The organism is Pseudarthrobacter sp. RHLT3-21 (assembly GCF_059383495.1).
This window is the reverse complement of sequence record NZ_JBWZCI010000007.1, coordinates 1-24693: the sequence shown is the minus strand read 5'-3', so window position 1 is coordinate 24693 and position 24693 is coordinate 1. Positions and strand designations below refer to the sequence as shown.

General features: G+C 61.8%; 27 protein-coding genes. 3 read left to right on the top strand and 24 right to left on the bottom strand.

Translation table 11 applies throughout. The annotated features are described in order from the left end of the window. Positions 1-79 precede the first annotated feature (79 nt). Genes AC50YA_RS09630 through AC50YA_RS09620 form a run of 3 tightly spaced genes read right to left on the bottom strand, consistent with a single transcriptional unit; the run spans position 80 to position 961 of the window. The gene (locus AC50YA_RS09630; RefSeq protein WP_494982063.1) at positions 80-373 is read right to left on the bottom strand and encodes a type II toxin-antitoxin system RelE family toxin; all 294 of its coding nucleotides are present in this window, start codon (positions 371-373) and stop codon (positions 80-82) included. Next, positions 370-645 (bottom strand): type II toxin-antitoxin system Phd/YefM family antitoxin, encoded by a 276-nt coding sequence (locus AC50YA_RS09625; RefSeq protein WP_494982062.1) that lies wholly within the window; start codon positions 643-645, stop codon positions 370-372. The genes AC50YA_RS09630 and AC50YA_RS09625 overlap by 4 nt, the downstream gene beginning before the upstream one ends. Then, positions 617-961, bottom strand: a complete 345-nt coding sequence (locus AC50YA_RS09620) for a hypothetical protein (RefSeq protein ID WP_494982242.1) — start codon at positions 959-961, stop codon at positions 617-619. The genes AC50YA_RS09625 and AC50YA_RS09620 overlap by 29 nt, the downstream gene beginning before the upstream one ends. On the opposite strand from AC50YA_RS09620, the gene AC50YA_RS09615 reads away from it, so the two are divergent. Beyond that, on the top strand, positions 935-1198 hold the full coding sequence (locus AC50YA_RS09615) for a LysR substrate-binding domain-containing protein (protein WP_494982241.1): 264 nt from the start codon (positions 935-937) through the stop codon (positions 1196-1198). The genes AC50YA_RS09620 and AC50YA_RS09615 overlap by 27 nt on opposite strands. Before the next feature lie 117 nt (positions 1199-1315). Then, complete coding sequence (locus tag AC50YA_RS09610; RefSeq protein WP_494982061.1) at positions 1316-1519, top strand: hypothetical protein; 204 nt, start codon at positions 1316-1318, stop codon at positions 1517-1519. Between the two features lie 999 nt (positions 1520-2518). On the opposite strand, the gene AC50YA_RS09605 is transcribed toward AC50YA_RS09610, so the two are convergent. The 20 genes from AC50YA_RS09605 to AC50YA_RS09510 all read right to left on the bottom strand — a co-directional run bounded on the left by AC50YA_RS09605 (position 2519) and on the right by AC50YA_RS09510 (position 23441). Next, positions 2519-3727, bottom strand: a complete 1209-nt coding sequence (locus AC50YA_RS09605; RefSeq protein ID WP_494982060.1) for a thiolase family protein — start codon at positions 3725-3727, stop codon at positions 2519-2521. Between the two features lie 332 nt (positions 3728-4059). Then, positions 4060-4782 carry a FadR/GntR family transcriptional regulator gene (locus tag AC50YA_RS09600; RefSeq protein ID WP_494982059.1) on the bottom strand — a complete coding sequence of 241 codons (723 nt, stop codon included), beginning with the start codon at positions 4780-4782 and terminating at the stop codon, positions 4060-4062. 212 nt (positions 4783-4994) lie between these two features. Then, positions 4995-6524, bottom strand: a complete 1530-nt coding sequence (locus tag AC50YA_RS09595) for a cytochrome b/b6 domain-containing protein (protein WP_494982058.1) — start codon at positions 6522-6524, stop codon at positions 4995-4997. A gap of 92 nt (positions 6525-6616) precedes the next feature. Then, positions 6617-7591 carry an electron transfer flavoprotein subunit alpha/FixB family protein gene (locus AC50YA_RS09590; RefSeq protein ID WP_494982057.1) on the bottom strand — a complete coding sequence of 325 codons (975 nt, stop codon included), beginning with the start codon at positions 7589-7591 and terminating at the stop codon, positions 6617-6619. A gap of 56 nt (positions 7592-7647) precedes the next feature. Further along, a complete protein-coding gene (locus AC50YA_RS09585) occupies positions 7648-8427 on the bottom strand; it encodes an electron transfer flavoprotein subunit beta/FixA family protein (protein WP_494982240.1) in 780 nt (259 codons plus the stop codon). A gap of 249 nt (positions 8428-8676) precedes the next feature. Beyond that, on the bottom strand, positions 8677-9663 hold the full coding sequence (locus AC50YA_RS09580) for an NADPH:quinone oxidoreductase family protein (protein WP_494982056.1): 987 nt from the start codon (positions 9661-9663) through the stop codon (positions 8677-8679). Between the two features lie 31 nt (positions 9664-9694). Then, a complete protein-coding gene (locus AC50YA_RS09575) occupies positions 9695-10822 on the bottom strand; it encodes a CaiB/BaiF CoA transferase family protein (RefSeq protein ID WP_494982055.1) in 1128 nt (375 codons plus the stop codon). Continuing rightward, a complete protein-coding gene (locus AC50YA_RS09570; RefSeq protein WP_494982054.1) occupies positions 10806-12494 on the bottom strand; it encodes an AMP-binding protein in 1689 nt (562 codons plus the stop codon). The genes AC50YA_RS09575 and AC50YA_RS09570 overlap by 17 nt, the downstream gene beginning before the upstream one ends. A gap of 11 nt (positions 12495-12505) precedes the next feature. Further along, on the bottom strand, positions 12506-13537 hold the full coding sequence (locus AC50YA_RS09565; RefSeq protein ID WP_494982053.1) for an acyl-CoA dehydrogenase family protein: 1032 nt from the start codon (positions 13535-13537) through the stop codon (positions 12506-12508). Next, complete coding sequence (locus tag AC50YA_RS09560; RefSeq protein WP_494982052.1) at positions 13534-14313, bottom strand: enoyl-CoA hydratase-related protein; 780 nt, start codon at positions 14311-14313, stop codon at positions 13534-13536. The genes AC50YA_RS09565 and AC50YA_RS09560 overlap by 4 nt, the downstream gene beginning before the upstream one ends. Beyond that, a complete protein-coding gene (locus AC50YA_RS09555; RefSeq protein WP_494982239.1) occupies positions 14310-15164 on the bottom strand; it encodes a 3-hydroxyacyl-CoA dehydrogenase family protein in 855 nt (284 codons plus the stop codon). Before AC50YA_RS09555 ends, AC50YA_RS09560 begins: the two co-directional genes overlap by 4 nt. Before the next feature lie 23 nt (positions 15165-15187). Beyond that, positions 15188-16066 carry a 3-hydroxyacyl-CoA dehydrogenase family protein gene (locus tag AC50YA_RS09550; RefSeq protein WP_494982051.1) on the bottom strand — a complete coding sequence of 293 codons (879 nt, stop codon included), beginning with the start codon at positions 16064-16066 and terminating at the stop codon, positions 15188-15190. A 21-nt stretch (positions 16067-16087) separates the two neighbouring features. Beyond that, positions 16088-16834 (bottom strand): SDR family NAD(P)-dependent oxidoreductase, encoded by a 747-nt coding sequence (locus AC50YA_RS09545; RefSeq protein ID WP_494982050.1) that lies wholly within the window; start codon positions 16832-16834, stop codon positions 16088-16090. Further along, positions 16831-18054, bottom strand: a complete 1224-nt coding sequence (locus AC50YA_RS09540; protein ID WP_494982049.1) for an acyl-CoA dehydrogenase family protein — start codon at positions 18052-18054, stop codon at positions 16831-16833. The genes AC50YA_RS09545 and AC50YA_RS09540 overlap by 4 nt, the downstream gene beginning before the upstream one ends. Beyond that, positions 18054-18857, bottom strand: coding sequence for an enoyl-CoA hydratase/isomerase family protein (locus AC50YA_RS09535; protein ID WP_494982048.1), 804 nt, complete (start codon positions 18855-18857; stop codon positions 18054-18056). The genes AC50YA_RS09540 and AC50YA_RS09535 overlap by 1 nt, the downstream gene beginning before the upstream one ends. Continuing rightward, a complete protein-coding gene (locus tag AC50YA_RS09530; RefSeq protein WP_494982047.1) occupies positions 18854-20092 on the bottom strand; it encodes a CaiB/BaiF CoA transferase family protein in 1239 nt (412 codons plus the stop codon). Before AC50YA_RS09530 ends, AC50YA_RS09535 begins: the two co-directional genes overlap by 4 nt. A 54-nt stretch (positions 20093-20146) precedes the next feature. Continuing rightward, positions 20147-21487 (bottom strand): MFS transporter, encoded by a 1341-nt coding sequence (locus AC50YA_RS09525; RefSeq protein ID WP_494982046.1) that lies wholly within the window; start codon positions 21485-21487, stop codon positions 20147-20149. 642 nt (positions 21488-22129) lie between these two features. Next, the gene (locus AC50YA_RS09520) at positions 22130-22426 is read right to left on the bottom strand and encodes a hypothetical protein (protein WP_494982045.1); all 297 of its coding nucleotides are present in this window, start codon (positions 22424-22426) and stop codon (positions 22130-22132) included. A 259-nt stretch (positions 22427-22685) separates the two neighbouring features. Continuing rightward, positions 22686-22988, bottom strand: coding sequence for a DUF4193 domain-containing protein (locus AC50YA_RS09515; protein WP_494982044.1), 303 nt, complete (start codon positions 22986-22988; stop codon positions 22686-22688). Between the two features lie 231 nt (positions 22989-23219). Continuing rightward, entirely contained in the window at positions 23220-23441 is a 222-nt protein-coding gene (locus tag AC50YA_RS09510; protein ID WP_494982043.1) for a hypothetical protein, read from the bottom strand. 187 nt (positions 23442-23628) lie between these two features. Here AC50YA_RS09510 and AC50YA_RS09505 point away from each other — a divergent pair, with 187 nt between their 5' ends. Further along, a complete protein-coding gene (locus tag AC50YA_RS09505; protein ID WP_494982042.1) occupies positions 23629-23772 on the top strand; it encodes a hypothetical protein in 144 nt (47 codons plus the stop codon). A 373-nt stretch (positions 23773-24145) separates the two neighbouring features. Here the strand turns inward: AC50YA_RS09505 and AC50YA_RS09500 are convergent, their stop codons facing one another. Further along, the gene (locus AC50YA_RS09500; protein ID WP_494982041.1) at positions 24146-24556 is read right to left on the bottom strand and encodes a hypothetical protein; all 411 of its coding nucleotides are present in this window, start codon (positions 24554-24556) and stop codon (positions 24146-24148) included. Positions 24557-24693 lie beyond the last annotated feature (137 nt).

The window sequence follows — 24693 nt, the reverse complement described above, 5'->3', positions numbered from 1 at the left end:
TAGGATGCCGATAGGGACCTTTCGTCAGCCTGAGCTGGGGGAGAGGCTCCCAGCTGGCACATCTTTCCTTGAAGTTCGGCTAACGCGGCTTGTATACGTCGGATCGGTGTTCGATGCGGTGGACGTACAGGATGTGGTCTTCAACGTCGAGGGTGAACAGCACGCGATAGTCGCCGCGCCGTGCCGTGTGCAGGCCGAGCAGTTCATTCGTGAGGGGTTTGCTCAGCCGCCGGGGGTTGTCGGCCAGCGGGCCGGTGACGAATTCAACGATCGCTGCTGCCGCCTTCTCGGGGAGCCGGCGGAAACCCTTCAGGGCCGGACTCGTGACTTCGACCTTCCACGCAGCCGTATCACCGGGTTCTGTGCCGGTCACCGCGGCGGCAGTCCGAATTCGCGGCGCAGGTCAGCACCGCTGGTCGTGTTGCCTTCGGCGATGTCGCGCCGCGCCTGGTCCAGGTCTTCGCGGATGCCCGGCCGGGACAGCCAGTGGATCGTTTCCTGGAGAGATTCCAGGTCGTCCGCGGACATCAGCACCGCTGATGGGTGCCCGTGTCGCGTGATCTGAATGATTTCGTGGGTCGTGTCTGCTTCCTCCACGAGGGCTGAGAGTTTGTCCTTAGCCTCGCTGAGCGGTACGGTTCTCATGCTTGAAATTATAGCCTGAGATTAGGCCACCAACTAGCCCAACTTTTAGCCGATAATGAAGATTATGACAAGCTGAAGCTGATAGTGAACTCTCAGTTATGATGCAGTCCGGCAGGACTACCATCGACGACGACGCGGAGTGAAGTTCGTGGCGAATGCGATCGCTTGGAGCTGGGCTGGACTCAAGGCAGCCGGAGACAGCTTGGGCGGCCGAGTCGATATCGAAAAAGTCCGGATCGTACGGCCGGTGGTTGCCGGTCACATCGGCTACCCATGCCTTGGTTTCGACATGGTCTTCGTGGGCACGGTCCGCCAGGATGTCCAGGATCTGCTCATATCCTGGGTAACCGCCGGAATCTTCACCAGCCTGGCCGATGTCCGCTCCGGCGCCCTGGATCTGGCCCTGGTGTCCGTGCCCAAAGAGGCTGCGCCCGGCCTCGAGCTGTATCCGCTGCACGCCGAGGGAATCGTCCTTGCATGCCCGGACTCCCACCGCCTGGCCGGCAGGAAGCGCGTGAGCTTGTCCGAGATCGCGGACGAGCCCTTTCATTGACTTTCCCGAAGGCTGGGGAAACCGCACAACAGTGGACGCCGCTTTGGCCACGTCGGGGCTGCACCGCACGGTCCACACCGAAGTGGTGTCCTTCACCATGGCCATGGCCATGGAACTGTGCGCCGGGAGGACCTGGGCGTCGCTTTCCTGCCCGAGTCGGCGCTGCAGCACGGCCAGGGGACGGGCATCCGGGTCCTCCACACACCCCTGGTGTGGCGCATCCAATTGGCCCGCTCCGCCACCCGCCAGGCCACCGCCGCCGAACGCGTCATCATCGGCGAATTCCGCCAAACCCCGATCTACGCTCCCCGGGACGAATGAATCCCCCGGGGAAGCCCCCACAGGGCTGGAACTTTCCCACCCGGATCCAAGATCGGATCGAATTAGAGGAGTGACTTTGAGGTTGGCTGTCCAGGTGGATAGTGTGGCCCGGGCCGTCCCTCCGGCACGCAGTGCACTCAGGCAGTGCACTGCGTTTCCTGCGCCCTCCGGGATCAGCCGCCCAGGCCGAGCTGGGACATCATCCCCGGCATGTCGTAAAAAAGATTCTCCTCGACGATCTGGCCCGTTGTCCCAGCGCGCCACGGTGCAGAAATCCACGGTGAAGGACTTGCCCGTGGGTGGAATCTCTGTGCCGTCGGGCAGAACCATCGGTCCGGTCATCGCGCCGGTGAAGCGGGCGATGGAGCAGGTCCAGTCGCCGCTGGCGAACAGGGTCTTGTAGGGCCGGTTGCCGACTTGTTGTCCGGGAACGTCCTGAACATGGCCTCGCTTTCGGCGCGGTGGTCCATTCTGCGCCTGGGAAGGGGTCCCCACCGCGACAACCTCCGACCATCCCCCCGCTGCGAAAAATCCCATACAGATGCTTGTGACTGTTGGTTGGGAATGGCGGTTAATTCGCAGTTGGAAATGGCGGCTTCGGTGGCCGGTTGGGATCCCTGACCAGGCGTTCGACGAAGCGTCGAACGGGCGCAACTGAGTACGTATGCCGTTGTGGTCTCGAATCCCGGGCGCTGAGGACAATGGCTCCATCTGCAAGCGGCTCTTGCCTTGTCTCCCCTGTCAGACTGCCGGTTTAGGTGTTAGTCGGTCGGAGTCGACATGATGCTGGCTGGCCCCTCGAGGCTGCCCGGCAGCTGTCACCTTTGTGTTTTACGGCAAAGCCGCCGATGTGGCGCAACACTGATGAGCTTGGCCTCCCGGCTCCGGTTCTCACGCCTTCCAGCGTTGGTATTCACCTGTTTCGCCGTGGTGATCTGTCATCCGGTCGTAGTCGTTTTGTCGCTCGCTTCCGGTAGCCGGTCGTCCGGGAGAGCCAGATCAAGAACGGCTCAGATTGGCGGTTGCGGTGACGTTTTCGAGCACGACGGCGAGGCCCTGGCCGACGCCGATGCAGATCGCGGCGACGCCCCAGCGCTCACCGGAGGCCTGCAGGCTCCGCGCCAGGGTGCCGAGGATGCGCCCGCCGGAGGCGCCCAGCGGGTGGCCCATGGCGATCGCGCCGCCGTGACGGTTCACGATGGCGGGGTCGATGCCCCAGGCGTTGATGCAGGCCAGGGACTGGGCGGCGAACGCCTCGTTGAGTTCGACGGCGCCGACCTGGTCCCAGCCGATGCCGGCCTTGGCGAGGGCCTTGTTCGCGGCCTCCACCGGAGCGTAGCCAAAGAACTGGGGATCGTTGGCGTGCGCGCCGCGGCCGGCGATCCGCGCCAGCGGCTCCAGGCCCAGCAGCCCTACGGCGTTCTCGCTGCCCAGCCACGCCGCGGAGGCGCCGTCGGAGAGCGGGGACGCGTTGCCGGCGGTGACGGTCCCGTTGTCGGAGCGGAACACGGTCTTCAGCCCGGCAAGCTTCTCCGCCGAGGACCCGGCGCGGATACCTTCGTCGCGGACCAGGTCCGTGCCGGGGACCGGGACCACGAGGTTGTCGTAGAAGCCCTCGTCCCAGGCCGCGGCGGCCAGGTTGTGCGAGTTCGCGGAGAACTCGTCCTGCGCCTCGCGGGTGATCCCGTATTTTTCGCGCAGCCGTTCGGTCGCCTCGCCGAGGGACACGGTCCAGTCCGGGCGCATGGCCTGGTTGACCAGGCGCCAGCCCAGCGTGGTGGAGACCAGCGTCATGTCACCGGCCGGGTAGGGCTTCTCGGTCTTGGGCAGCACCCAGGGGGCACGGGACATGGACTCGGCGCCGCCGATCAGCATCAGCTCCGCATCGCCGGTGTTGATCTGCCGGGACGCGATGATCGCCGCATCCAGCGAGGACCCGCAGAGCCGGTTGACCGTGGTGCCGGGGATCGAGACCGGCAGCCCGGCGAGCAGGGTGCCCATCCGGGCGATGTTGCGGTTCTCCTCGCCGGCGCCGTTGGCGTTGCCGAACACGACTTCGTCGATCCGCCCGGCGTCGAGCTTCGGGGCGCGCTTCACGGCTTCGCCGATCACGTGGGCGGCGAGGTCATCCGGACGGACGCCGGCGAGTCCGCCGCCGAACTTCCCGAACGGGGTCCTGAGGGCGTCGTAAATAAAAGCCTGGTTCATGAGTGTACCTCTGTGTTTTCGAGCTCGTTTGGGACGTGGAGGCCGTCGTTATCGTCTGTGACGGTGTTTTGTCCTAGCGGGAGGCTAGGCCGAGCGCGTTCTGCCGGTCGTCGCCGACCTGCTTTCGCTCGGCACTTCCACAATCTGTTCATTTGGAGTTGTTCGCACTTGCATTAAGGCCGGGCGACTAGCCGTCTGCGCTACGGCACGCTCGGCACTTCCACAATCTGTTCATTTGGAGTTGTTCGCACTTGCATTAAGGCCGGGCGACTAGCCGTCTGCGCTACGGCATCATCGTCGTGGGTATGGAACAACTTTCGGGGCGCCCTGCGTTATTCGGCCCGGTGGGCGATGATGTGTCCGCGCAGATAGCTCAGGTGTTCGATGATCGCAGCTTCGCCAGCATCCGCGTCCTGCGCCTCGATCGCCTTGAGGATTGTTTGGTGCTGCCTGAAGGTATTCCGCCCGACCTGGGGCGAGAGTTCCAGGTAACTTACGGGTTCTGTCGCATTGTGCAGGGCAGTCACGAGGGAAGCGAGTACCCGGTTTCCTGAGGCCCGGGCGATTCTGCTGTGGAACCTGCGGTCAAGGTCCGGAACCAGGGGGTCGTCGACGGAGATGCTCTTCTGTCGTTCGACCACTGTGTGAAGCTCGTCAAGGTCGGCCTGCACGCGGTTCTTTGCTGCGAGCCTGACGGCAGGGATTTCCAGCTGCTGCCGGACTTCGGCGACCTCTTCAAAGTCGACCCGCCCCAACGCCATGAGATTACTAACTGAATCGCTCACGGCAAATCCCAAGGCGGAGTAGTCAACCGCTTGAACGAAGTTCCCACCGCGGGCCCCAGGAACTTTTCGGATGAGGTGCTGGGTCGACAGCACACGCAGCGCTTCCCGTAGCGTTGCCCTGCTGACGCCAAATTGTCGGGCAAGTTCTATCTCTGGCGGCAACATTTCGCCGCTCTTCAGCTCGCCGGCAAGAATGGCACCCTTGATGGTCTCTTCGACCTGCTCCCGTGGCCGCAGGACGGAATGGCCAATCATTTTGCTGGCCGACATCGCTCCATCATCCCCTTGCTGTAAAAGTCGAACATTAGCTTCTTGTAAAACTATAAGACCATGGCTGGCTTTTTGAGACGACTGGAGATGCACTGCAGGCGGGGAGGGCGGGGTTTCCGGACGCAATGGCATATGGAGTGGGGAGCCCGCCCTTGGTGCGACGGGGACCCTCGCCGGGACCGGGATGTAATCAGTTTCAAGGCATGTCCACGTCACCTCGAAACTTTCCCCATCTGAGATGCGATGGGAGTTGTGAATACTGGTCCGGTGAGAAACCAGGCGGCGGCGATGACCAGAAGTGAAGCGAGGAAGATGACGAGTCCCCACGCGTCGACGGCATCACGCGAGGTATACATATGGTTCAGGTTCCGCAAGGCGCCAGTGAAGAACACCAGGAAGACGTGCACCCCGGTGAAGGCGACAAAATAGATCATTACTGGGAAGTGGATGGCGCGGGCCCATTCGACGGGGTACTTTTTGGTGAGTTTTTCGGCTTTTTCTGGCCACCATGTTGAGATTCTGACGCCGGAAACGATTGCCAATGGGGTGCCGACGAACACCGTAAGGAAGTAAGCCATCACTTGAAGGGCGTTGTACTTGATCCATCCGTTCTCCGTAGGCCAGTTCAGAGATGCGTACTGCAAGCCTGCTGAGAGCATATTGGGGAAGATATCCCAGCTCGTTGGAACAATTCGCATCCATTGGCCGGTCACGAAGAGCAGGATGATGAAGACGGCCCCGTTAAGCACCCAGAGCACGTCGAGCACCTGGTGCGTCCACTGGGACAGGGCGATCTTCTTGGGAGTGTTGCCTCTCGGGGAGAATAGAGAATTCTTCTTTGGAGTCCAGTATCCGGCCGGGCGCCGTTCCAGACGGACTTGCAGCCCGGTACGCACGATGAGCACCATAAAGAAAATGTTGAAGAAGTGTTGCCAGCCCAACCACGCCGGAAGGCCCTCAGGAGCCGAAGCGGGTATCGATGCATGGCCTGGATAGGCTGCCAGGAAGTCCTGGACGCCCTCCAATGCGTGCAGCCAGCGCGCGGCCAACACTAGCGCCAGAGAAATTATGATCAGCCCGGCGCAATTCAGTGCGGGTCTTACCCATTTCGCACGTTCGGCAGGGATGCGTTTCTTTGCGTCCTGCGGCGTGATTCCTGGGGGCGTGGCCGGCAGGTCGTCTGCTTGGTTGCGCCCGTCCAGGGGTGGCGGAGGAACGGAACCGGCCACGCTGGCCTGCCGGCTTGTGGATCCTGACGTCGAAGTCGCGGAGCCGATGCGCCGCTGGTCTGATGCGGCTCGGACGTCCGCCGGCTCGCCGGTCGATGACGCCGAACCCATCCTCTGTTTGCGCGCAGGGGCAGTCGTTTCCACAGGCGATGTAGCGCTCACGACCGCCACCCCTGGGTGAGTGTCCGGCGTGGGAGACTGTGTAGGAACCTGACTGGAACTGACGACAGGTGAGTATCCTGCCATCCGTTTCTTGTGCGCTGCAGGTGCCTGCGCGGGCACAGGGTTTTTCTGGTCCGCTGGTGCCGCTTCGGTGGACGTCGCGGGAACGGATTTGTCAGGCGCAGGGGCTGCCGCCGTTCCCACGTGGAACGTGACGGCCAAGGATGAAGGGTCGGGCACGGCTTGCGCCGAAATATGGTTTGGCAACGGAGTCCAGCCGGCCATACGCTGCTTGTCTTGTCCGCCTGACGGCTGCGTCTTGACGTTGGGATTTGTGTTTTCGCTACGCAAGGTCGGTGCTCTCCTTTCGGCCGCCGCCCGGGAGACGGGAAACGGGATGTTTGCGGTGTGTCTTCAACAGGACACCCCCTGTTTTCTGGGGCTCAGCCTTGGCGGGCTTTGATCTCCTCGATGAGCTGGGGGACGACGCTGAATACATCCCCCACGATGCCAAAGTCGGCGACTTCGAATATTGGCGCGTCTTCGTCCTTGTTGATCGCCACGATCGTCTTTGAAGTTTGCATACCTGCTCGGTGTTGTATTGCCCCCGAAATGCCGAGAGCGATGTACAGCTGCGGTGAAACGGATTCTCCGGTCTGGCCGACTTGGTGGGACTGAGGAACGTACCCGGCGTCCACTGCAGCGCGGGATGCGCCGACGGCGGCTCCCAGGCTGTCGGCCAGCTGTTCAACCAGGGAGAAATCCTCTTTCGAGCCAAGCCCGCGTCCCCCGGCAACTACCGCCTTAGCCCCTCGGAGAACAGGACGCTCCGGCGATAATGGAGCTTCCAGCGATTCAGTGATGGCGGCGCCCGGAGCCACGGTCGTGGCGATCCGGGCCGTGGTCACCTTCGGATCCGTCACGGGCTCCGGGCGGGTGTCGATCGACCCCGGGCGAAGGGTGATGATCATTAGTCCGCCTTCCACAGTGGATTCGGTGGCGAAGTCGCCCCCGAATATTGAATGCTGGGCGATCGCTTCATCCGCGTCGAACCGCAGCCGGACCGCGTTTGCGGCCACGGATCCACGAGCCACCACGGCAAGACGGCCCGCTACTGCCTTCGAATCGTTGGTATGCGGGAGGAGCACGGCCAACGGGGAATAAACCTTTGCAGCGTCGGCCAAAGCCCCGACGGCAGCCGAGCCAAGTTCGGTGCCACTGTTCTCCGCTACGGAGACATACACCTCAACCGCACCGAGCGCGCCGAGTTCGGAGACGATGTTTTCAGACGCGTCTGATGCGCCTAGCACGACAGCCACCGGGGTGCCGATTGTCGATGCCGAACCAAGCATTCCCGCCGCTGAGGGCTTGGCCGCACCCTCGGCCGTGGTCTCAATATAAACTAGGACGTTTCCCATATTCTGGATTCCTTTAGTCAAAGTCTGCAGTAGTGGCCAGAAGGCCGTGATAGGGCTTAGATCAGCTGGTTCTGCTTGAGGAAATCAGCCAGCCTGGCGGCCGCTGTGCCGTCGTCGCTGATTCTGGGTCCGGCTTCTTTCGGAGGGCGCTCGGCAGCGGAGACCATCACAGACCGCACGGTGGTGGCTGTGGGGCCCGCCTGAATACCCAGATCCGCCAGCGACCACATTTCAAGCGGCTTCTTCTTGGCTTGCATGATGCCCTTGAAGTTCGGAAGGCGGGCTTCAGCGGACTTTTCCGTGACAGAGGCCACCGCCGGCAAGGGCGCGCTCAGCTTCAGCGAACCCCCGTCCACTTGTACTGTTCCGGCCACCGAAGCTCCGGACAGCGCCATCGCATCCAACGCAGGCAACATGGGAAGGCCAAGTAGTTCCGCCACCATTGCCGGTACCATTCCGCCAGAGCCGTCTGTGGTTTCGTTGCCGGCCAGCACCAAATCCGCGCCGATCCTTGTTACCGCTGCGGCCAGCACTGTCGCGGTTTGTACCATGTCCGAACCGATCAGTGCGGGGTCCGAAACAAGTACGGCTCTGTCCGCACCCATGGAAAGCGTCTTGCGCAAGGTCTTCGAGGTATCCTCAGGCCCCATCGACAACACCACAATCTCAGTGTCGGGGTTCCCGTCTTTGTACTGCAACGCGTTTTCCAGAGAACGCTCATTGATCTCGTCCGGCACCGGTTCTGACGCGCTGCGGTCGAGCATCCCGGTTTCCAGATTCAGCTTTCGATTCGACCAAGTATCCGGAACCTGTTTGGTGAGCACAACTATCTTCATGTTTCCGCTCCTCTCTTCATCTGGGCGCCGCGCATCAGGCAATCCAGGATGCTCGACGTTGGTACGTATTATGGGTGATACACGGTGTTTGCATGTCCGCGGAAGTTACTTGCGGGCGTTAGTGATGGCGCGCTTATTGGGGCGGCCGGGTGGCCCACCCTGACGTGGATTGCAGGATCGGACGTGCGGTCCCCGAGCTGGAAACCTCTAGGACCAGAGACCGAGTCGTCGGGCCGGCGGGCCGCGACCTCAGCCGTTCCTTCCGGTGACGATGACGATCTTGCCGCGGACCTTTCCATTGCTGACATGCTGGAGTGCTTCCGCAGCCTGGTCCAGCTCATAAGTACGATCAACCTGGGGATCCAGCTTGCCGGCCGCAACCATGTCGAGCATCTGTTGCATCGCTGAGCGCATCTCGTCCGGCATCCTGTCCCGATAGTCACTGGCCTGGAGGCCAATGAGCGAGATGTTCTTGACTAGCAGGTGACCGGGCTTGACGGGAATCTGCCCGCCGGAAGCAAACCCGACAATCACCACCCTTCCCTCCCATGCCGTGGCACGGATGACCTGGCTGAGTATGTCCCCGCCAAGCGTCTCCAAGGTGATGTCCACACCCCGACCACCGGTGAGCTCCATCAAGTCATCCCGCAGGCGACGGGGGTCGGAGGTCAGCACGTGGTCAGCTCCCTGTTTGCGGGCGAGCTCCGCCCGGTCCCCGTCACGGGCCAGCGCGATGACGGTGGCGCCGAGAGCCTTCGCCAACTGGACGCCCGCCGAGCCGACTCCACCACCTGCGCCGGTAACCAAGACGACGTCTCCGGCGGCGATGCCGGCCCGACGGACAAGTCCGAACCACGCTGTGCTGTAGACCAGGCCAAAGGCTGCCGCCTCAGCGAATCCAACGTTATCCGGCAGCGGAAAAAGGAGGTCCTCGCGGACCCTGACCTGTTCGGCATATCCGCCGAATTCCACCAGGGTGAGAACCCTGTCGCCCGGTCGAACCCGGGTGACGCCCTCCCCCAGAGACAGGACCGTCCCGGCCGCCTCCTTCCCTGGGGAAAAGGGCAGAGCCGGGAGGACTTGGTAGCTGCCACTGGCCACGAGGATGTCCGGAAAGTTGACGCTGGCCGCAGCCACGCCGATGACGACCTCGCCCGGGCCAGGAACAAGATCATCAACCTCTTCCACGACGAGTGACGCCGGCGGACCAAATTTCTTAACTAGTGCTGCGCGCAAGGTTCATACCTCGAATTCCTAGAGTTGCGGATCAGCCCCACACGCTGCCTGATGGTAGGGCGGCGAGGCTCGGGTAGCGGACCGTGCCAGGGACTGAGCGGAGGGCAGGGTCGATGGGGCTTGGGAGTGCGCCGGTGGACTCGCGGCCGTCCGTGACCCTGTCCAGGGGGTCCACGGTTACGAATCCGGCCTCGACTGCCTCGTCGAACGTGTTCACGACCACGGTGCAAACCTCCTGCCCGTCCAGCACGTCGCGCCATTGGGCCGAAGTGCGGGAGGCGAAGATCCTTTCCATCGCCTCCATGACCGGCCGCTCCCGGCCCTCATCGTCCACCAGCTCAGGAGGAAGCCCGATGATCGCAGCCAAGCGCTCCCAAAATTTCTGTTCGAGGGCAGCAACGGCAACATGGCGGCCATCTGCTGTGGCGTAGATGTTGTATCTTGGGCTGCCGCCGGTCAGGAGCTCCTGGCCCGGCGTCGGCCACCCACCGCCGGCGCGGTGCGTCGCGAGGTAGCCATAAGCCAAGACTTGCAGGTTGTGCACCATGGAAACCTCCAGGCGCACCCCTTTCCCCGTTGTTTCTTTACGGCGAAGGGCCAGCAGAATGTTTACTACTGCGGGGTAGGTGCCACCGGCTATGTCCGCGAGGACTGTGGGGGGCAGCGACGGTTTGTCAGCCACTTCTGTGGCCACGCCCAGCAGACCCGACTCCGCAAGATAGTTGAGGTCATGGCCGGCCTTCTGCGCGTGCGGGCCTTCGGAACCGTATCCGGTGATTGAGCAGTAGATGACACCGGGGTTCACGGAGGTAGCCGCCTCATAGCCGAGGCCGAGCCGGTCAGCTACGCCCGGCCTGAACTGCTCGATCACCACATCCGCGTCCCTCATCAGCTCCAGCACTCTTGAGCGCTCCCCTACGTCCTTGAAGTCCACGGCGTAGGCCTTCTTGCCACGGTTCAACAGAGCGTAATTGGCGCTGGCCTCCCCGAGTTTCGGGGAGTAGCTGCGCATTTCGTCGCCCCGGATGGGGCGTTCGAGCTTGACCACGTCGGCTCCAGCCTCAGCCAACATGAGCGTCGCCAGGGGACCGGGCAGGAGCGTGGACAGATCCAATACCCTGACCCCAGACAAGGGCAGGGAATCATCCCGCGCTGCCATGGGGCGCTCCTTGCTGTTCGACGGCGAGCATGTCCCGCAGTTCAGACTTCTTGATTTTCCCGCTCGGAGTCATAGGCATTTCGTCAAGGCGAATGATCTCTTCCGGGAGGTAGTGCCGTGACAGCCCCCGGTTGAGAAGGTAAGCAGAGAGGGAATCAAGAGTGATGCCGGCCCCTTCCTTGATGACCAGGACAACACCGATTCGTTCACCGAGCCGGGTATCCGGAATACCGACAACCGCGGCCTGGATGACCTCGGGATGGTCGAAAATCATGGATTCGACATCAGTCACCGGGATGTTCTCCCCTCCCCTGATGATGATGTCCTTCGTGCGGCCCCTGAGAGAGATCCAGCCGTGTTCGTCAAGACTTGCCGTGTCGCCGGTTCTGAACCAGATGCCGTCCTGGAATGCCTCCTCGGTGGCGTCCGGGCGGTCGAAATAGCCAAATGTGACCCCGGGGCCGCGGATAATCAGGTTTCCTACGTCTCCGACGGGGACGTCGTTACCGTTCAGGTCGACGACCCTCGCCTCACTACCGGCGAAAATGGACCCGTCCGTCTGAAGGATCGCATCCGGCTCCCGGGGAGTACAGGAAAGCAGAATGCTGCATTCGGTCATGCCCCAGGCCGGAGCCACATAGGCGCCCAGCGCCTTTGCTGCCTGTTCAGGGAGGTTGCGCGGGACCGGCGATCCTGCGATAACCAGACATTCCAGCGGGCATTCGGGGTCGTCAGCCAGGTTTGTGCGCATCATGTCCTGGAGGAATGTCGGTGCCCCGAAGAAGCAGGTGACACCCTCCCGCCGGATCACATCGACGCCCATTTGCGCGTTCCACCGGTCGACGTACACCCCTGTCCCTGCCAGCAGCGTAGTAAGCATCACGCCCCAGACGAATCCCGTGTGGTGGCCGATAGGTGAAGCCACCAGATGGATTGCGGGGTCGCCGAAGACGCGCGGGCCGATGTGGTTGGCCTGCTGGCGGACCGAGTACAACAGCGTTTCGTGGGAGTGCATGGCCCCCTTTGGCTCACCGGTGGTTCCCGAGGTGAAACCCAGGTAACAGATGCTGGCCGGGTCCGGTGCGGGCAACACTTTCGCTGGTACCTTGTCGAACGATGACCACAGCCGTTCGCCAGGGAGCAGATCGCTCCCGTCCTCGTCCACCACGATGACGTGCTTCAAAGACGGCACATCCTCCCGCAGGTGTCTGGAGAGCAACAGATGCTCGGACCGACGGTAACTCCGCGGAATAATCAGTACCTTAGCCTTGCTCCTGCGCAGGACGGCCAGCGCCTGCTGTCGCCCGTACGCCACTGGCACACCGGCATAGACGGCCCCAAGCTCGTTTATGCCAAACACGAAGGCGGCATATTCCACCCAGTTGGGGAGCATGACCACCACACCGTCGCCCTGCACGACGCCGAGTGAATCCAATGAGGCGGCAACATGGTGTGCTGCCTCGTCCAGCTCGTGGTAATTCATGCGCCGGGAATCACCGTCGTCGCTGTATCCCACCAGCGCGGTCCGGTCAGGGTGCTTCTGTGCCGCTTCCGTCAGGAGCGACCTGAGGGTGCGGTTCTCCCACAGTCCTTCATCCCGCCACTGCTCGGCCTGTTCGTCAGTGACGGGGGTCAGCTGACCGCCAAGACGTTCAGAAATGGATGCACTCATCAGACGTCCTTTCATGCTTCAGTCGGTGGATTGCCAGCGATGTCACGGGATGCCGCCATAACAGCTCCCATGGGGTCCGCCGCAGCGCGCAGTGACACTGCGTCGCGTACGAACCGCTCGGCGGGGTACTCACTGAGATATCCGTACCCCCCGTGGGACTGCAGGGCCTGCGCCGCAACGCTAATGGCTGTCTCGCAGGCCATCGCCAGTGCGGCTGCGGTCTGTCCGGAATCAGCCGGATCTGCACTAAAGACGGCCCCAATGGCCGTCGACGCGCCGGACGCCTGAGCCTGCAGTGACTGCCGGACGGCCGGGATGGCCGTCAGCGGTCCACCAAACTGGTCGCGGCTTGAGGCGTACTGCAAAGCTGCGTCGGCAGCTGCCCCTGCGATGCCTGCAGCGACCGCGGCTGCTCCAAGCCTGAGCAGACCCCGTACTGCCTGGGCATCAACTTCGATGGTTTGTACCAATTCGGCATTGACGGATAGCGCCAGCGTTCTAGCCCCACCCAGGCCGGTCCGTTCAACCGGCTCAGCCGTCAAGTCCTCCGGCTGCAGGACATAGGCGGTGCTGCTTGGACCCAGCACCACAACGGCGGGGATTCCGGAGGCAGTATCCACCCGGGCGATGGTCCCCTGAAGGCCTTCGCCCGAGGCCGTCAGCTGGACATGCTCACTGAAATTATCAACCACGGCGACCCCGGCAGTGCCCTCATTTATTGCCGACGCCAGATCTCCGAACCTGTCATCGGCACCGATCGCCGTCAGTGCTGCTTGCGCCTGGACTGATGCCCAGCCCAGTGCAGGCCAGAGCCGTCCGAGGCGCTCCAGCACCAACAGAACACTGCCGCGCTGGGCCCCTGAACCGCCAAATTCCTCATCCACACCGAGGGACCACAATCCCAGCTCGACGAGCTGTGCTTTTGCTTGATCGATGTCCGCAGTTTTTTCGTCGTCCAAGGGCTCTTGCCCGTCCAGCAAATCATTCAGCAGTGACAGGACGTCCTGCTCTTCTTCGTCCAGTCGCGGTCCGCGCCAGCTCATTTCCAGAACCTATCCGTGATGGGCTGCCGGCGCTCACCGAAAGCCTCTGAGACTTCTTGCGCTTCCTGTGTCTGCAGGTAGAGGGTCAGCTGCTGGTCGTGGGCCATGCGTGCCTGGCCGGAGACACCGTTGTGACGGGCAGAGAAGGCTGCTTTCAGGCTTCCAAGTGCCAAGGGGCTACGGGTCGCAATCTCCTGTGCTACCTCAACTGCCCGAGCCAGCGCTTCGCCCGCAGGGACGACCTCGTTCGTCAAACCCATGGAGAGGGCTTCGGCGGCCGAATATTTCTTGTTCAAGTACCACATTTCCTTGGCCCGCTTGCGGCCGATGGTGTCTTCCAGATACCAACTGCCATATCCGGCGTCGAAGCTGCCCACCATCGGACCGACTTGACGGAACACCGCGTTCTCGGACGCGATGGTCAGGTCGCAGACCGTGTGAAGCACATTTCCGCCGCCCACTGCGAACCCATTCACCGCCGCCACAATTGGCTTGGGGATGGTGTCGATCGCCTGGTAGACATCAATGATCGGCAGGACCTGGGACTGGTCCATCGACGTAATCGGATCGTGTTCGCCGCCAATGCAGAAGAACTTGTCACCGGCACCGGTTAGCACGGCAGCCCGCAGGCTGGGATCGAGCCTCAGCTTTTGGAGTGCGTCGAACAGTTCCAGGCAGGTCCGGTGCCGGAGTTTGTTTCCGGATTCCGGCCGGTTTATGGTGATCACCAGAACCGCATCGTTCTTCTCAACGAGTAGATCGTCGTAGGCGTTCATGTCGTCACCCTCCCTGTTCGGAAGCCCTTTCCGTTCTTGTTGCCCAAGTGGCCACCGGCTACCAACTGCTTCAGAAGCGGCGGTGGTGCAAACTTCGGATCAAGCGTCGCCCCGTACGCGCTCGTGGTCGCGTGCTGGTGCACGTCGAGTCCAATCAGATCCAGCAGTTCCAGCGGACCCAGCTTGTGTCCGAGGCCCAACCGGACGGCCACGTCAATGTCCTCAGCGGTAGCGAGACCTTCGTCGTACGCCTGGATGACATCATTCAGATAGGGCATCAGGAGCCAGTTAACCAGGAAGCCTGGCCGGTCCTTGACGACGATCGGCTGCTTTCCGAGTGACTCGACGAACTCCACCAGCGTCTCCGCCAGAGCGTCGTCGGTCTCCAGAGCCCGGACGATCTCAACAATTTTCATCAAAGGTGCCGGATTGAAGAAGTGCAGGCCGGCGAACCTGCCGGGGTTCTCCACTGAGGCGGCCAAGTCCGTGACTGAAAGGGCCGATGTGTTGGTCAGGATGGGAACCTCCGCACCGACCACCGTTGACACCTTCGACAGAAGAGACTTCTTGGCCGTGGGGTTCTCAGTCACTGCTTCAATGACGAGATCCACCCCCGCCAGGTCACCTAGGTCCAAAATACCGTGGACCCGGCCCTGAATGGTCTCGCTCTCCGATTGGGTCATCTTGCCACGGGCGACTCCTCCCGAGAGGAAGTCCGCCAGAAAGCCCATTCCCGCGTCTATGCGGTCCTGGGCAGTTTCAAGGACCCAGACATCGCGTCCTGACTGGGCAACAAGCTGGGCTATTCCGGCCCCCATTGTCCCGAATCCCAGCAGTCCGATCTTTTGCATGTCCATTACTTCCTCATCTCCCGTCAGGATCCAAACAATCGTGTGTTCTCGTACTCGTAAAAGCCCCTGCCGGTTTTCCTGCCCAGGTCCCCGGCGGCGACCATCCGGTCCACCATCGGCGGCGGAAAGAATCGGGGATCGCGGAGTTGCTCGTAGAGCCTCGTGGCCACCTGCTGATGGATGTCGAGGCCAACAATGTCCAGCAGTTCGAACGGGCCCATCGGGTGTCCGAGAGCGCCCTTGACTGCTGCATCGATGGATTCCTTGGTCCCCAGCCCGGCTTCCAAGGCGGCGATGCAGGAGTTTTCCCAGGGGATCAGGAATCTGTTGACGATAAACCCCGGACGATCCTTGGTGACCACAGTGGTCTTGCCCAATGTGGTCAGGAACTCGAGCGTTGCCTCATGCGCCCACTGCTCCGTATGGCGTCCGTCGGCCAGTTCGACCAGCGTCATCAGGGGTGCGGGGTTGCAGTAGTGCGTGCCCACCACTCGGCCAGGGATCTTTGATCCAGAGGCAATGCCGGTCACCGACAGCGTGGACGTGTTCGTGTGGAAGAGGGTGCGCTCCGAGACGATGTCATCCAGTCGGCCGAATGTCTCTTTCTTCAGGCCCAGGTCCTCATAGATTGCTTCCACCACGACGTCGGAGGGCGCAAGGTCACGGAGGTCAGTGGTGCCATTCAAAGTTTTCTTGGCCGCGTCGGCCTCTTCGGGGCTGAGCTTGCCTTTCTGAACACTGACGTCGAAGAAGCCACGGATGGTTTCCAGGCCGCGCTGGAGGTTCTGTTCATTGACGTCGAACAGGAGCGTGTTGTGTCCTGCCTTCGCCATCACTATTGCGATGCCCGAGCCCATGGTGCCGGCGCCGAGCACCGCCACCATCTTTTTTTCGTTGATCATCGGAAGTCCTTTCGTGAGTGGTTAGCGGACCGTTTGGCCACCGTCGATGACGATGGTTTCTCCGGTCATGAAGTCCGAGGCCGGTCCTGCCAGAAGGAGCACCCAGGGCTGTATCTCCGTGGGTATCCCCATGCGGCGGGCCGGGATCGCCCGGACAACCTTTGCCGTGAGGTCTTCGTCCATTTCTCGATTGAGATCGGTGGCGAAGTAGCCCGGGGCAATGGCGTTGACCTGGATCCCGGATCGTGCCCACTCGATCGCCATGCTCCGGGTCAGGGCAAGGACTCCGCCCTTGGACGCCGAGTAAGCGGCATGGTTTGGGACACCCTGCAACGCGAAGTTGGACGCGATGTTGATGACTTTGCCGGAGCCTTGGGCAACCATATGGCGGCCGGCGGCTTTCGAGACGAGAAATACGCCCCGCAAATTCGTGGAAATGACCTGGTCCCACTCGTCAGCCGGCTGCTCGAGCAGCGGGGTGCTTGCGACGATCCCGGAATTGTTGACCAGGATGTCGATCCGGCCGAACTCGGCCATCGTCGCCTCGACCATTTGGTTAACGGACTCCTCGTCCGTGATGTCGGTGGGGCACGCCAGTGCCTTCCCGCCTGCGGCCCGTACTTCCTCCACGAAGGAGTCAAGTTCGTCCTTGGTGCGCGAGGCTACGGCAACCGCCGCACCAGCATCGGCCAGTGCCCGTGCCATCGCACGCCCCAGTCCGCGCCCGGCGCCTGTGACAATAGCAACCTTCCCTGTCAGGTCGGTCATGATAGTGACTCCATCGCTCTATTCGTTTCCCGGCCAATGAGCAGCCGCTGGACTTCATTTGTACCGTCGTAAATCTGGGTGACCTTTGAATCCCGGAGGCACCGCTCAACCCCGAGTTCCTTCATGTCGCCGAGAGCACCTAAGAGGCGCGTACATTCCACCGACGTTTCCCAGCCAAGGTCGGTGCAGGACTGTTTCATCATGCCGATCTGGCCGGGAGCGATCTTGGGGTCCTCATCAACTTGCCGTGCAACGGCAAGGAGCAGCAACCGGCCCTGCAGGATCTTTCCGCGCAGAGTCGCGAGGGCGAAGGTCAGTTCGTCCGGCAGCCGGGGCCCGTATTTGTGGCTCAAGGCGTGCAGGGTGCGAGCATAGGCAGCACGGGCCAGGCCTACACCCTGGGCTGCGGCGCTGATACGGGACTTCACCACGGAGCTCATGACCACGGACCAACCGCCCCCTGGTTCCCCGAGCATGTGATCATCGGGTACGAAGACGCTGTCGAAAAAGACCTCAGCAGTAGAGGAGGCGTGCATGCCCATCTTGTCGAAGGCCTGACCTCGGGTGACCCCTTCGGCGTTGCCGTCCACGACGAAGGCGGTGATCCCTTGGCGGCCCTTGGAGCGGTCAACGGTGGCGAAGCAGATGATGGTGTCGCACCGGTCGCCGGTGGTGATGAACGTCTTGGATCCGTTGATCCGGTAGCCACCGTCCACCTTTGTCGCTGTTGTGCGCAGGCTGGCCACGTCACTGCCTGCATCTGGCTCGGTTATCGCCAACGATCCCCACTTGCTGCCATTCAGAAGGGCCGGAATGTGCCTTTTCGCGAGCTCTTCGCTGCCCGCCAGGAGGATCGGGTAGGCGGTGTGCATCTGGGTCATGAACACCAGGCTTGTTGCGCCGCAGCCAGCCGAGATTTCTTCCATGGCCACGGCATACGCCACGTTGGAATCGCCGCTGCCGCCTAGGTGCTCAGGGAACACCAATCCCATGAGGTTGGCTTCCGCCAAAGCCAGGACGCTGTCGGCAGCGAACTCGTGGGTAGCGTCAGCTTTGGCCGATCCTGGCGCCACTTCGTGGGCGACGACCTCCCTCGTCCGGAGCCGGATTTCCAGCTCGCGCTGGGTGAGCAGCGCATCAGCGGCGGGTTCATCCAGTAGCCTGTGCATCGCCTGGTAGGAGACGGGGTCCGCCTCCAGCGAGATGAATTGCTGGGTCATTATTCTCCGTGGTTGTTCTGGTCGGCGGACTGGGTGAAGACGGCCGGTCTTTTTTCAAAGAACGCGCTGATCCCTTCGCGCGACTCACTGCCTGCAGCCGCCAGGGCTGCCAGCCCGGTCTCAAGGTGGAGGCCGGCGTCCAGTGGCGTGTCATGGCTGAAGTCCAAGGATTGGAGGATCGAGCGGACGGAACCGGGGCCTTGAGCTGCGACCTTGTTGGCGTATTCCATCGCTGTCTGGAGTAGGATCTCCGGTTCCACCGGTTCCAGTGGTGTTAGGCCCAGCTGGTAGGCGCGGTCTGCCTTGAGCCTGGCCCCTGTCAGCATGAGATGGGCTGCCGTCGCCGTGCCCACGGCACGCGGCAGCCGTTGTGTGCCCCCGTACCCTGGAATCAAGCCGAGCGATGCTTCAGGAAGCCCCAGTGATGCCCGCGTGGAAAGGACGGGAAAGGTGGAAGCGAGGATCAGTTCGAACCCTCCACCGAGCGCGATACCGTTCACTGCCGTGATCACAGGGATGCCTGATGTCTCGATGGCCCTGAAAGCCTGCTGTCCGGCGTGCAGCGTCCGGTATGCATCATCGGCGCTGATGCCTTCCAGTTCTCGTAGGTCCGCACCGGCACAGAACGCCTTCTGGCCGGCGCCGGTAATTACCACGGCACGCACGTTTGGATCGGCGGCGGCCGCCGCGATCCCGTCCCTGATCTCCTGGATCACCCCGGCGTTCAAGGCATTGTGGGCGTGTTCCCGGTCAATGGTCATCAGCACTACCGGGCCATGCCGTTCGTTGCGCAGTTCACTCATCGCGCTATTGCCTCCGCCGTTGCGGGGCGTGCTTCCACTGCCCCATCGTTGACTAGCTGCTCGATGGACTCGGTCTCGTAGCCAAGGCGCTGCAGGACTGCAGCTGTATCAGCACCGAGTTCCGGGAAGCGTTCGTTGCGCGGCTCGGGCAGGGACGCCAAACGGAAAGGGCTGTGGACGGAATGAAGTCCTTCCCCGTCGGGCACCGGCAACAGTGCCTTTCTGGCCAGGACCTGCGGATCAGTCACGACTTCGGACAGGCCCTGGATAGGCGATGCCGGCACGGCGTGTTCCCGCAGCACCGCGAGCCATTCGGCCGCAGTTCGCCGCCGGAGTTTCTCCGCGACTCGATCAGAAATTTCCTTACGGTGTGCATGGCGCCCCGTGTTATCGGCATAGGACGGTTCAGCCGCGAGGTCGTCGAGCCCAGTCACTCGGCAGAACCGCTGCCACATGGCGTCATTACCGATCGCCACCACGATGTCGCGGTCTGCCGTCGGGAAGCTCTGGTAGACCGCGAGGACAGAGTCTGTGCCTCCGCTTGGCGCAGGCTCGGCTTCGCCGGCGAGGTGGGCGGCGATGCGTGGTGCCATGATCGCCAGGTCCGTGTCGAGGAGGGAGACGTCAATTACCTCCCCTTCTCCGGTACGTGCCTGTCGAACCGCGGCGGCGGAGATGGCCAGCGCCGCACACATGCCGGTCACGACGTCCGAAAGCGCAGTCGATACCCGCTGCGGGGACCCGCCTTTGGCACCGGTGACTGACATGATCCCCGAACGGGCCTGAGCCACCAAATCGTATCCGGGCAAGTCGTGATCCGGGCCGTCAAGTCCAAAGCCAGAGAGCGCACAGTAGATCAGGTTTGGGTACTTGGCAGTCAGGGTCTGGTGATCGATGCCGAGCCTGGCGAGCTTGCCTGGGTTCAAGTTCTGCATAAAGACATCGGCGCTGGCAATGAGGTCGTGCAAGACTCGAATTCCGTCCGGGTGGCGGACATTCACTACGACTGATTGCTTATTGCGGTTAGCTGAGGCGAACCATGCAGATACGCCGTTGACAAATGGAGGTCCCCAAGCCCGGGCATCATCTCCCTTGCCTGGACGCTCGACCTTTATCACAGTGGCGCCAAGATCGGCCAGATACATAGATGCCGTTGGTCCCGCGTAGGAGGTCGTAAGGTCCACGACGGTGAGACCTGTCAGGGGGCCCGGGGCATTAGTGACTGCCTCATGCATTGTGGATCATCCGCTCCATTGAGTTCAAGCTGAAATGCTGGATCGTGCTGGCTTTCAATTGGAATGCTCCACTTCCGAGGATCGCTGTTCCTCCGGGTGATTGTCCCAGTGGATGTCGTCATCGCGGGATTCCCGGCTGGCTAGTACGGCGATGAATGTCAGTACCGCGCCGAGGATGATATAGACGGAAAGAGGCCAGGAACCGGGGACCATTGATCCGACCCAGGCAGCCACAAACGGTACCGGGGCGCTGAACATCAAACCTCCCAGAGTGTAAGCAATGCCTGACCCGGTGTAACGCAGGCGGGTCGGGAAGACTTCGGGAAGCCAGGCCGCCTGCGGGCCGTAGGTCAGTGAATGGCAGAGGGGCAGTGCTATCAGCATGGCAACGATGACGGCGAAGGGGTTTCCGGTCGCGATGAGCCAAAAGAAGGGGAACGCCATCAGTGCAGTAAGCACGCACCCGGCCAGCATGATCGCCCGGCGGCCGTAACGGTCGCACAGCGAGGCGAACAACGGAATCGTGAAGATCTGCACAGCCGAAGCAATGAACACGGAGAGCAGCATAGTGTTGCGCGATACACCTACCGTTACCCCGTAAGAGAGGGCGAAGACAGTCGCCATGTAGAACGGAATATTTGCTGCGGCCATACCCAAAGCGCCAATGATCAGCCTCTTGGGCGCCGTGCGGAAGACCACACCGGCAGGGAACTTTTCTATCCGCTTCTCCTTCTTCAAGGAAGCGAAGGCGGGGCTTTCCTCGATCCTAAGGCGGATGTACAGGCCGACGAGGACCAGGACGGCACTGAGAAGGAACGGAACTCGCCAGCCCCAGGAGGTAACGGCCTCTTCCGGGAGTTGCTGCACGGCCCAGAAGCTCCCTGTTGCCAGGACGAGGCCGAGGGGAACACCAACCTGTGCAAAGCTGCCGTAAAAAGCACGTCGGTTCTTCGGCGCGTGCTCGACCGCCATCAGTACAGCTCCTCCCCATTCTCCGCCCAGCGCCAGTCCTTGGATGAGACGGCAGAGCACGAGAAGCACCGGAGCCAGCAGTCCAACCTGGTTATAGGTTGGCAGCAAGCCAACGGCGACAGTGGCGAGGCCCATCATCAAAAGGCTCGTGATCAGCATGCGCTTCCGGCTGACCCGGTCGCCGAAGTGGCCAAAGATCACGGCGCCGAGAGGGCGTGCGACGAACGCAACGCCGAACGTGGCGAATGATGCCAACGTTCCCACCAGCGGGTCAAGGCTCGGGAAGAAAAGCTTGCCGAAGACCAGTGCGGATGCGGTGCCAAAGATGAAGAAGTCGAAGAACTCGACGGTTGTTCCGATCAAACTCGCGGCGGCGACGCGGCGAATCGCCTTGCCGTCGGGGGCAGCTGTCGTCGTTGACATAGGGGAAGCCTCTCTGGTGAAGCTGGGGGTGGCCAGGCTGCAAGGTTCAGGCGGCAACCTTTGAAGTGATAATGAACACTCTAACCACTTTCAGACATTAAGCACAAGGTCTGACATTAATGAATGGTGAATAATGACCGATTACTTGCCGGGTCGTCTTTTTCCTGTGACGTGGCAGGAAAACGGACGCCTCGTGGCCTTCACGCCCAGTTGAAGACGAACAGTTATCGCGCTGGCAGGTCAGCCGAATTCCCTGAGCCAAAAATTTCTAATACCCGCCTACCGATACTGGCGTTACGTCAGGGTGCCGGCGAACCGCATTTGGTGGGAAGACGGCGGAGTTCCAATGGCTGCTCACCTGATCCCTCGCGGGCAAGTCCTGCATCGGCGGTCGGGATAGCATCTGCTGCATGGACAAGGAGCGAGAGCTGTTTATTGCCGAGCTGGAGGCCGACGCCGATCGCCTGCAAGGTCTGAGCCTGGAAGACCTCGGCTACGTAACCGGATCCCCGGGATCTGTCCGACGAGGACCTGGCCGGCGTGGATTCCGAAACGATGGAATGGATGGCTGGCGTTTCGGCAGAGGACCGCCGTCGGAGTTTGAGCCGGGCCCGCCTGCTGGCCGGGGCCGTCTGGCACGCCTCAGTCCTTCTCATCGATCAGCTGTTCCAGGACATCCACACGCTGCATGGAAAAGAGTCCATCACGCGTGAAGACATCGACGCAACCTGGGGTCTTTCTGGCCTGCCACCGCAGTACGCGGCAAAGTACAACGGACTCTTTGCCCAGCGATTCCTGGTGGTGGCCGCTGACATGACCATGAAACTGGCCAGCGGCTGGACCTCGCCCAGCTGCGTGGCCCAGGAGCTCGCCGTCCGGTGCCTCCTGGACCAGATCGAGATCACAGCAGATACCTCCGGCCTGGACCTTGACCCGCATTCACCGACAGGATCCTCGAAGACACCGACAGCGACATGCTTTACGACCGGAGTCTCGACGGATTCCAGCACGATGAAGGTCTGGACCAGCAGCTCCGCCTGGCACCCATGGCACTGGAGCACTGGTTCGAACCTTTCAACGATGAAAGGCACGTTCCCCCTTACTCCCGCTGACCCAATCCCGCGCTCCCATTGCCTGGCAGTCCGGCTAATTCACGCTGATGTGGTTGTTGGTTCAGGCATTCTGGAAGAGCTGGGCCCTAGCCTTCACACTCGATGCAGTACGAGTGGCCGTTCTTTTCGAGTGCGAGCTGGGACCGGTGCCGGACCAGGAAGCAGGAGTAGCAGGTGAACTCGTCCCCGGCCTGGGGAATCACCTGAACGATTAGTTCCTCGGCGACGAACTCTCCGCCGGGGGTCATCGCGTCATCCAGCGCGTCGGCCTCGTCGAGGTCGCGGACGACGCTTCTGGCATCCGGTGCGTTCGCGGACTGCAGCGCCTCGAGGGAGCGCTCCTGTGATTCCTTGACGTCGGAACGTACTTCGTCGTAATCGGTTGCCACTGCGGTGATTCTCTTCTCTAACGTTCTTACCGGACGGAAATGCAACCTACACCACGGCTTCGCTGTTCCCCTGCCGCGGGACGGGACACCGCCTTGATATGACTTTTCGAGCGTTAGGCCTTCCCTGAGGTGGAATCGTCGTTCGCGGTTCCGGCGGCCTTTGACGGCCAGCAGCAGCCGGACGAACGGCGATGACCCTGAGTCTTTGTCACGAAGGACGAACCCGGAGACCTACTCCGACGGTGTCAGGTCGGGGTCGTGGCCGAGGACTGTGAGCAGATCCCGGAGCGACATCCTTAATTGCTCATATCCGTGTTGATAGAAAAGCGGGGTCATCTCGTGCAAGCCGGTGTCGTCGAGTTCCTGGATCATTTCCACTGTCTCCAGGATCAAGGCCTCGACCTCAGGTGGCAGCCGTCCCGGCCAGAATGCAGTGGCGTCGGGCCTGGTCACGATATTGTGCCTTTCCCGTTCAATCTCTTCCCATCTCAGGCGCTCGGGCGGCGGGTGAGGACGGTGTTGAGGCGGCGGACGGCGTCCAGTTCCTTGTCACGTCTGATGGCCGCTGTGGTGCGGAGGCGGCGCGGTCGTGTCAGGGGAAAGATCATGACTGTCCTTTTCTCTTCGCGGGGTCTCTCCGGTGAAACGTGAAAACGCCGGGCATAAGCATGCCGACCTGGTCTCCTACTCGGCCTACATGCACCTTGACCGTCATGCGAGAAACGAATTCGCGTGGGGCTGGTACGGGCAGTTCATCTCGAATACGTCGCCGGAACTGATCTAAGCCGTTAAACAGCTAAGCCCGCCAATCCGCGAAAGCGGGGCGAGCTTGCATAAGAAGCATATCACTACACGGGTGTAACCAACGCCGAGCATCTATGTGGTCCAGTGGGTACTTGCTGCCGTGGCACCAAGGCGCGTCGCAGTTCAACTTAGCCATAGTAAATGGGGCTTGGTCTACCTTCCCGTGCATCCTGTCCTTTTCCATCTAACTTGTCGCAGCTGTGGGCGTTGACCTGCGGTGCGACAACTGTTGTGGAACTGTTCCTCGCGGGTAGTTTCGTTTTATTTGTCGCAGATCGAACAATTGGGTTCTGCGGGAACTTTCCACACGGCACCGGGACAGCTCTCGCGGTACTCATGGCGTGTTCTGCGGGTCAAGCGTCCTGGAATGTGGATCGGCCCCTTGAGTCTCCCCGCTGATGCCGGAGCATTGATCCGCGTGATGTCCCTGCAGGTTCGATGGTGTCCGGTCCGGTGAATCCGGGAAGCCAGTCCTCAGTCATCCAGCGCCGCAGGGGATCGTGTGCTCCTTGGGGTTGCCATCCGTCGGTGACTTGCTCGCTGATTCTGGTCAGAAATCGGTGAGGGTGCGCGGAGCGGGCGATTGATGCCCAACACGGTGATGCCAGTGTGGAAGTCAGCGCCACGATCGACGGGTAAAGGGCGGCGGCGATAGCGGCCTGGGGCGGGTTTCCGTGATGGACGGAATCGAGGCTTGATACCCGGTCCGCGAAGTCATCGAAGTGGAGGAACTGATCGTACCAGCCCAGTTGATGTTCATTCATCGTGTGATCCTGGCCGACGTAGCGGCTCCCTAGTGTAGCGTGTCGGTGATTCCTTTGGGTCTGAATTTTTGTCAGACTTGACCCATGGTCTATCTGGCAAAGGCACTGGAACTGCGCAACGGGGACCGCGAGGCCCT

Bases quoted from the DNA above. Each gene is read 5' to 3' on its own strand.
- AC50YA_RS09625 (WP_494982062.1), bottom strand. From the start codon at position 645: ATGAGAACCGTACCGCTCAGCGAGGCTAAGGACAAACTCTCAGCCCTC.
- AC50YA_RS09615 (WP_494982241.1), top strand. From the start codon at position 935: ATGGTCTTCGTGGGCACGGTCCGCCAGGATGTCCAGGATCTGCTCATA.
- AC50YA_RS09605 (WP_494982060.1), bottom strand. From the start codon at position 3,727: ATGAACCAGGCTTTTATTTACGACGCCCTCAGGACCCCGTTCGGGAAG.
- AC50YA_RS09600 (WP_494982059.1), bottom strand. From the start codon at position 4,782: ATGTCGGCCAGCAAAATGATTGGCCATTCCGTCCTGCGGCCACGGGAG.
- AC50YA_RS09590 (WP_494982057.1), bottom strand. From the start codon at position 7,591: ATGGGAAACGTCCTAGTTTATATTGAGACCACGGCCGAGGGTGCGGCC.
- AC50YA_RS09585 (WP_494982240.1), bottom strand. From the start codon at position 8,427: ATGAAGATAGTTGTGCTCACCAAACAGGTTCCGGATACTTGGTCGAAT.
- AC50YA_RS09575 (WP_494982055.1), bottom strand. From the start codon at position 10,822: ATGGCAGCGCGGGATGATTCCCTGCCCTTGTCTGGGGTCAGGGTATTG.
- AC50YA_RS09570 (WP_494982054.1), bottom strand. From the start codon at position 12,494: ATGAGTGCATCCATTTCTGAACGTCTTGGCGGTCAGCTGACCCCCGTC.
- AC50YA_RS09565 (WP_494982053.1), bottom strand. From the start codon at position 13,537: ATGAGCTGGCGCGGACCGCGACTGGACGAAGAAGAGCAGGACGTCCTG.
- AC50YA_RS09560 (WP_494982052.1), bottom strand. From the start codon at position 14,313: ATGAACGCCTACGACGATCTACTCGTTGAGAAGAACGATGCGGTTCTG.
- AC50YA_RS09555 (WP_494982239.1), bottom strand. From the start codon at position 15,164: ATGCAAAAGATCGGACTGCTGGGATTCGGGACAATGGGGGCCGGAATA.
- AC50YA_RS09550 (WP_494982051.1), bottom strand. From the start codon at position 16,066: ATGATCAACGAAAAAAAGATGGTGGCGGTGCTCGGCGCCGGCACCATG.
- AC50YA_RS09545 (WP_494982050.1), bottom strand. From the start codon at position 16,834: ATGACCGACCTGACAGGGAAGGTTGCTATTGTCACAGGCGCCGGGCGC.
- AC50YA_RS09540 (WP_494982049.1), bottom strand. From the start codon at position 18,054: ATGACCCAGCAATTCATCTCGCTGGAGGCGGACCCCGTCTCCTACCAG.
- AC50YA_RS09535 (WP_494982048.1), bottom strand. From the start codon at position 18,857: ATGAGTGAACTGCGCAACGAACGGCATGGCCCGGTAGTGCTGATGACC.
- AC50YA_RS09530 (WP_494982047.1), bottom strand. From the start codon at position 20,092: ATGCATGAGGCAGTCACTAATGCCCCGGGCCCCCTGACAGGTCTCACC.
- AC50YA_RS09525 (WP_494982046.1), bottom strand. From the start codon at position 21,487: ATGTCAACGACGACAGCTGCCCCCGACGGCAAGGCGATTCGCCGCGTC.
- AC50YA_RS09520 (WP_494982045.1), bottom strand. From the start codon at position 22,426: ATGCGGGTCAAGGTCCAGGCCGGAGGTATCTGCTGTGATCTCGATCTG.
- AC50YA_RS09500 (WP_494982041.1), bottom strand. From the start codon at position 24,556: ATGAATGAACATCAACTGGGCTGGTACGATCAGTTCCTCCACTTCGAT.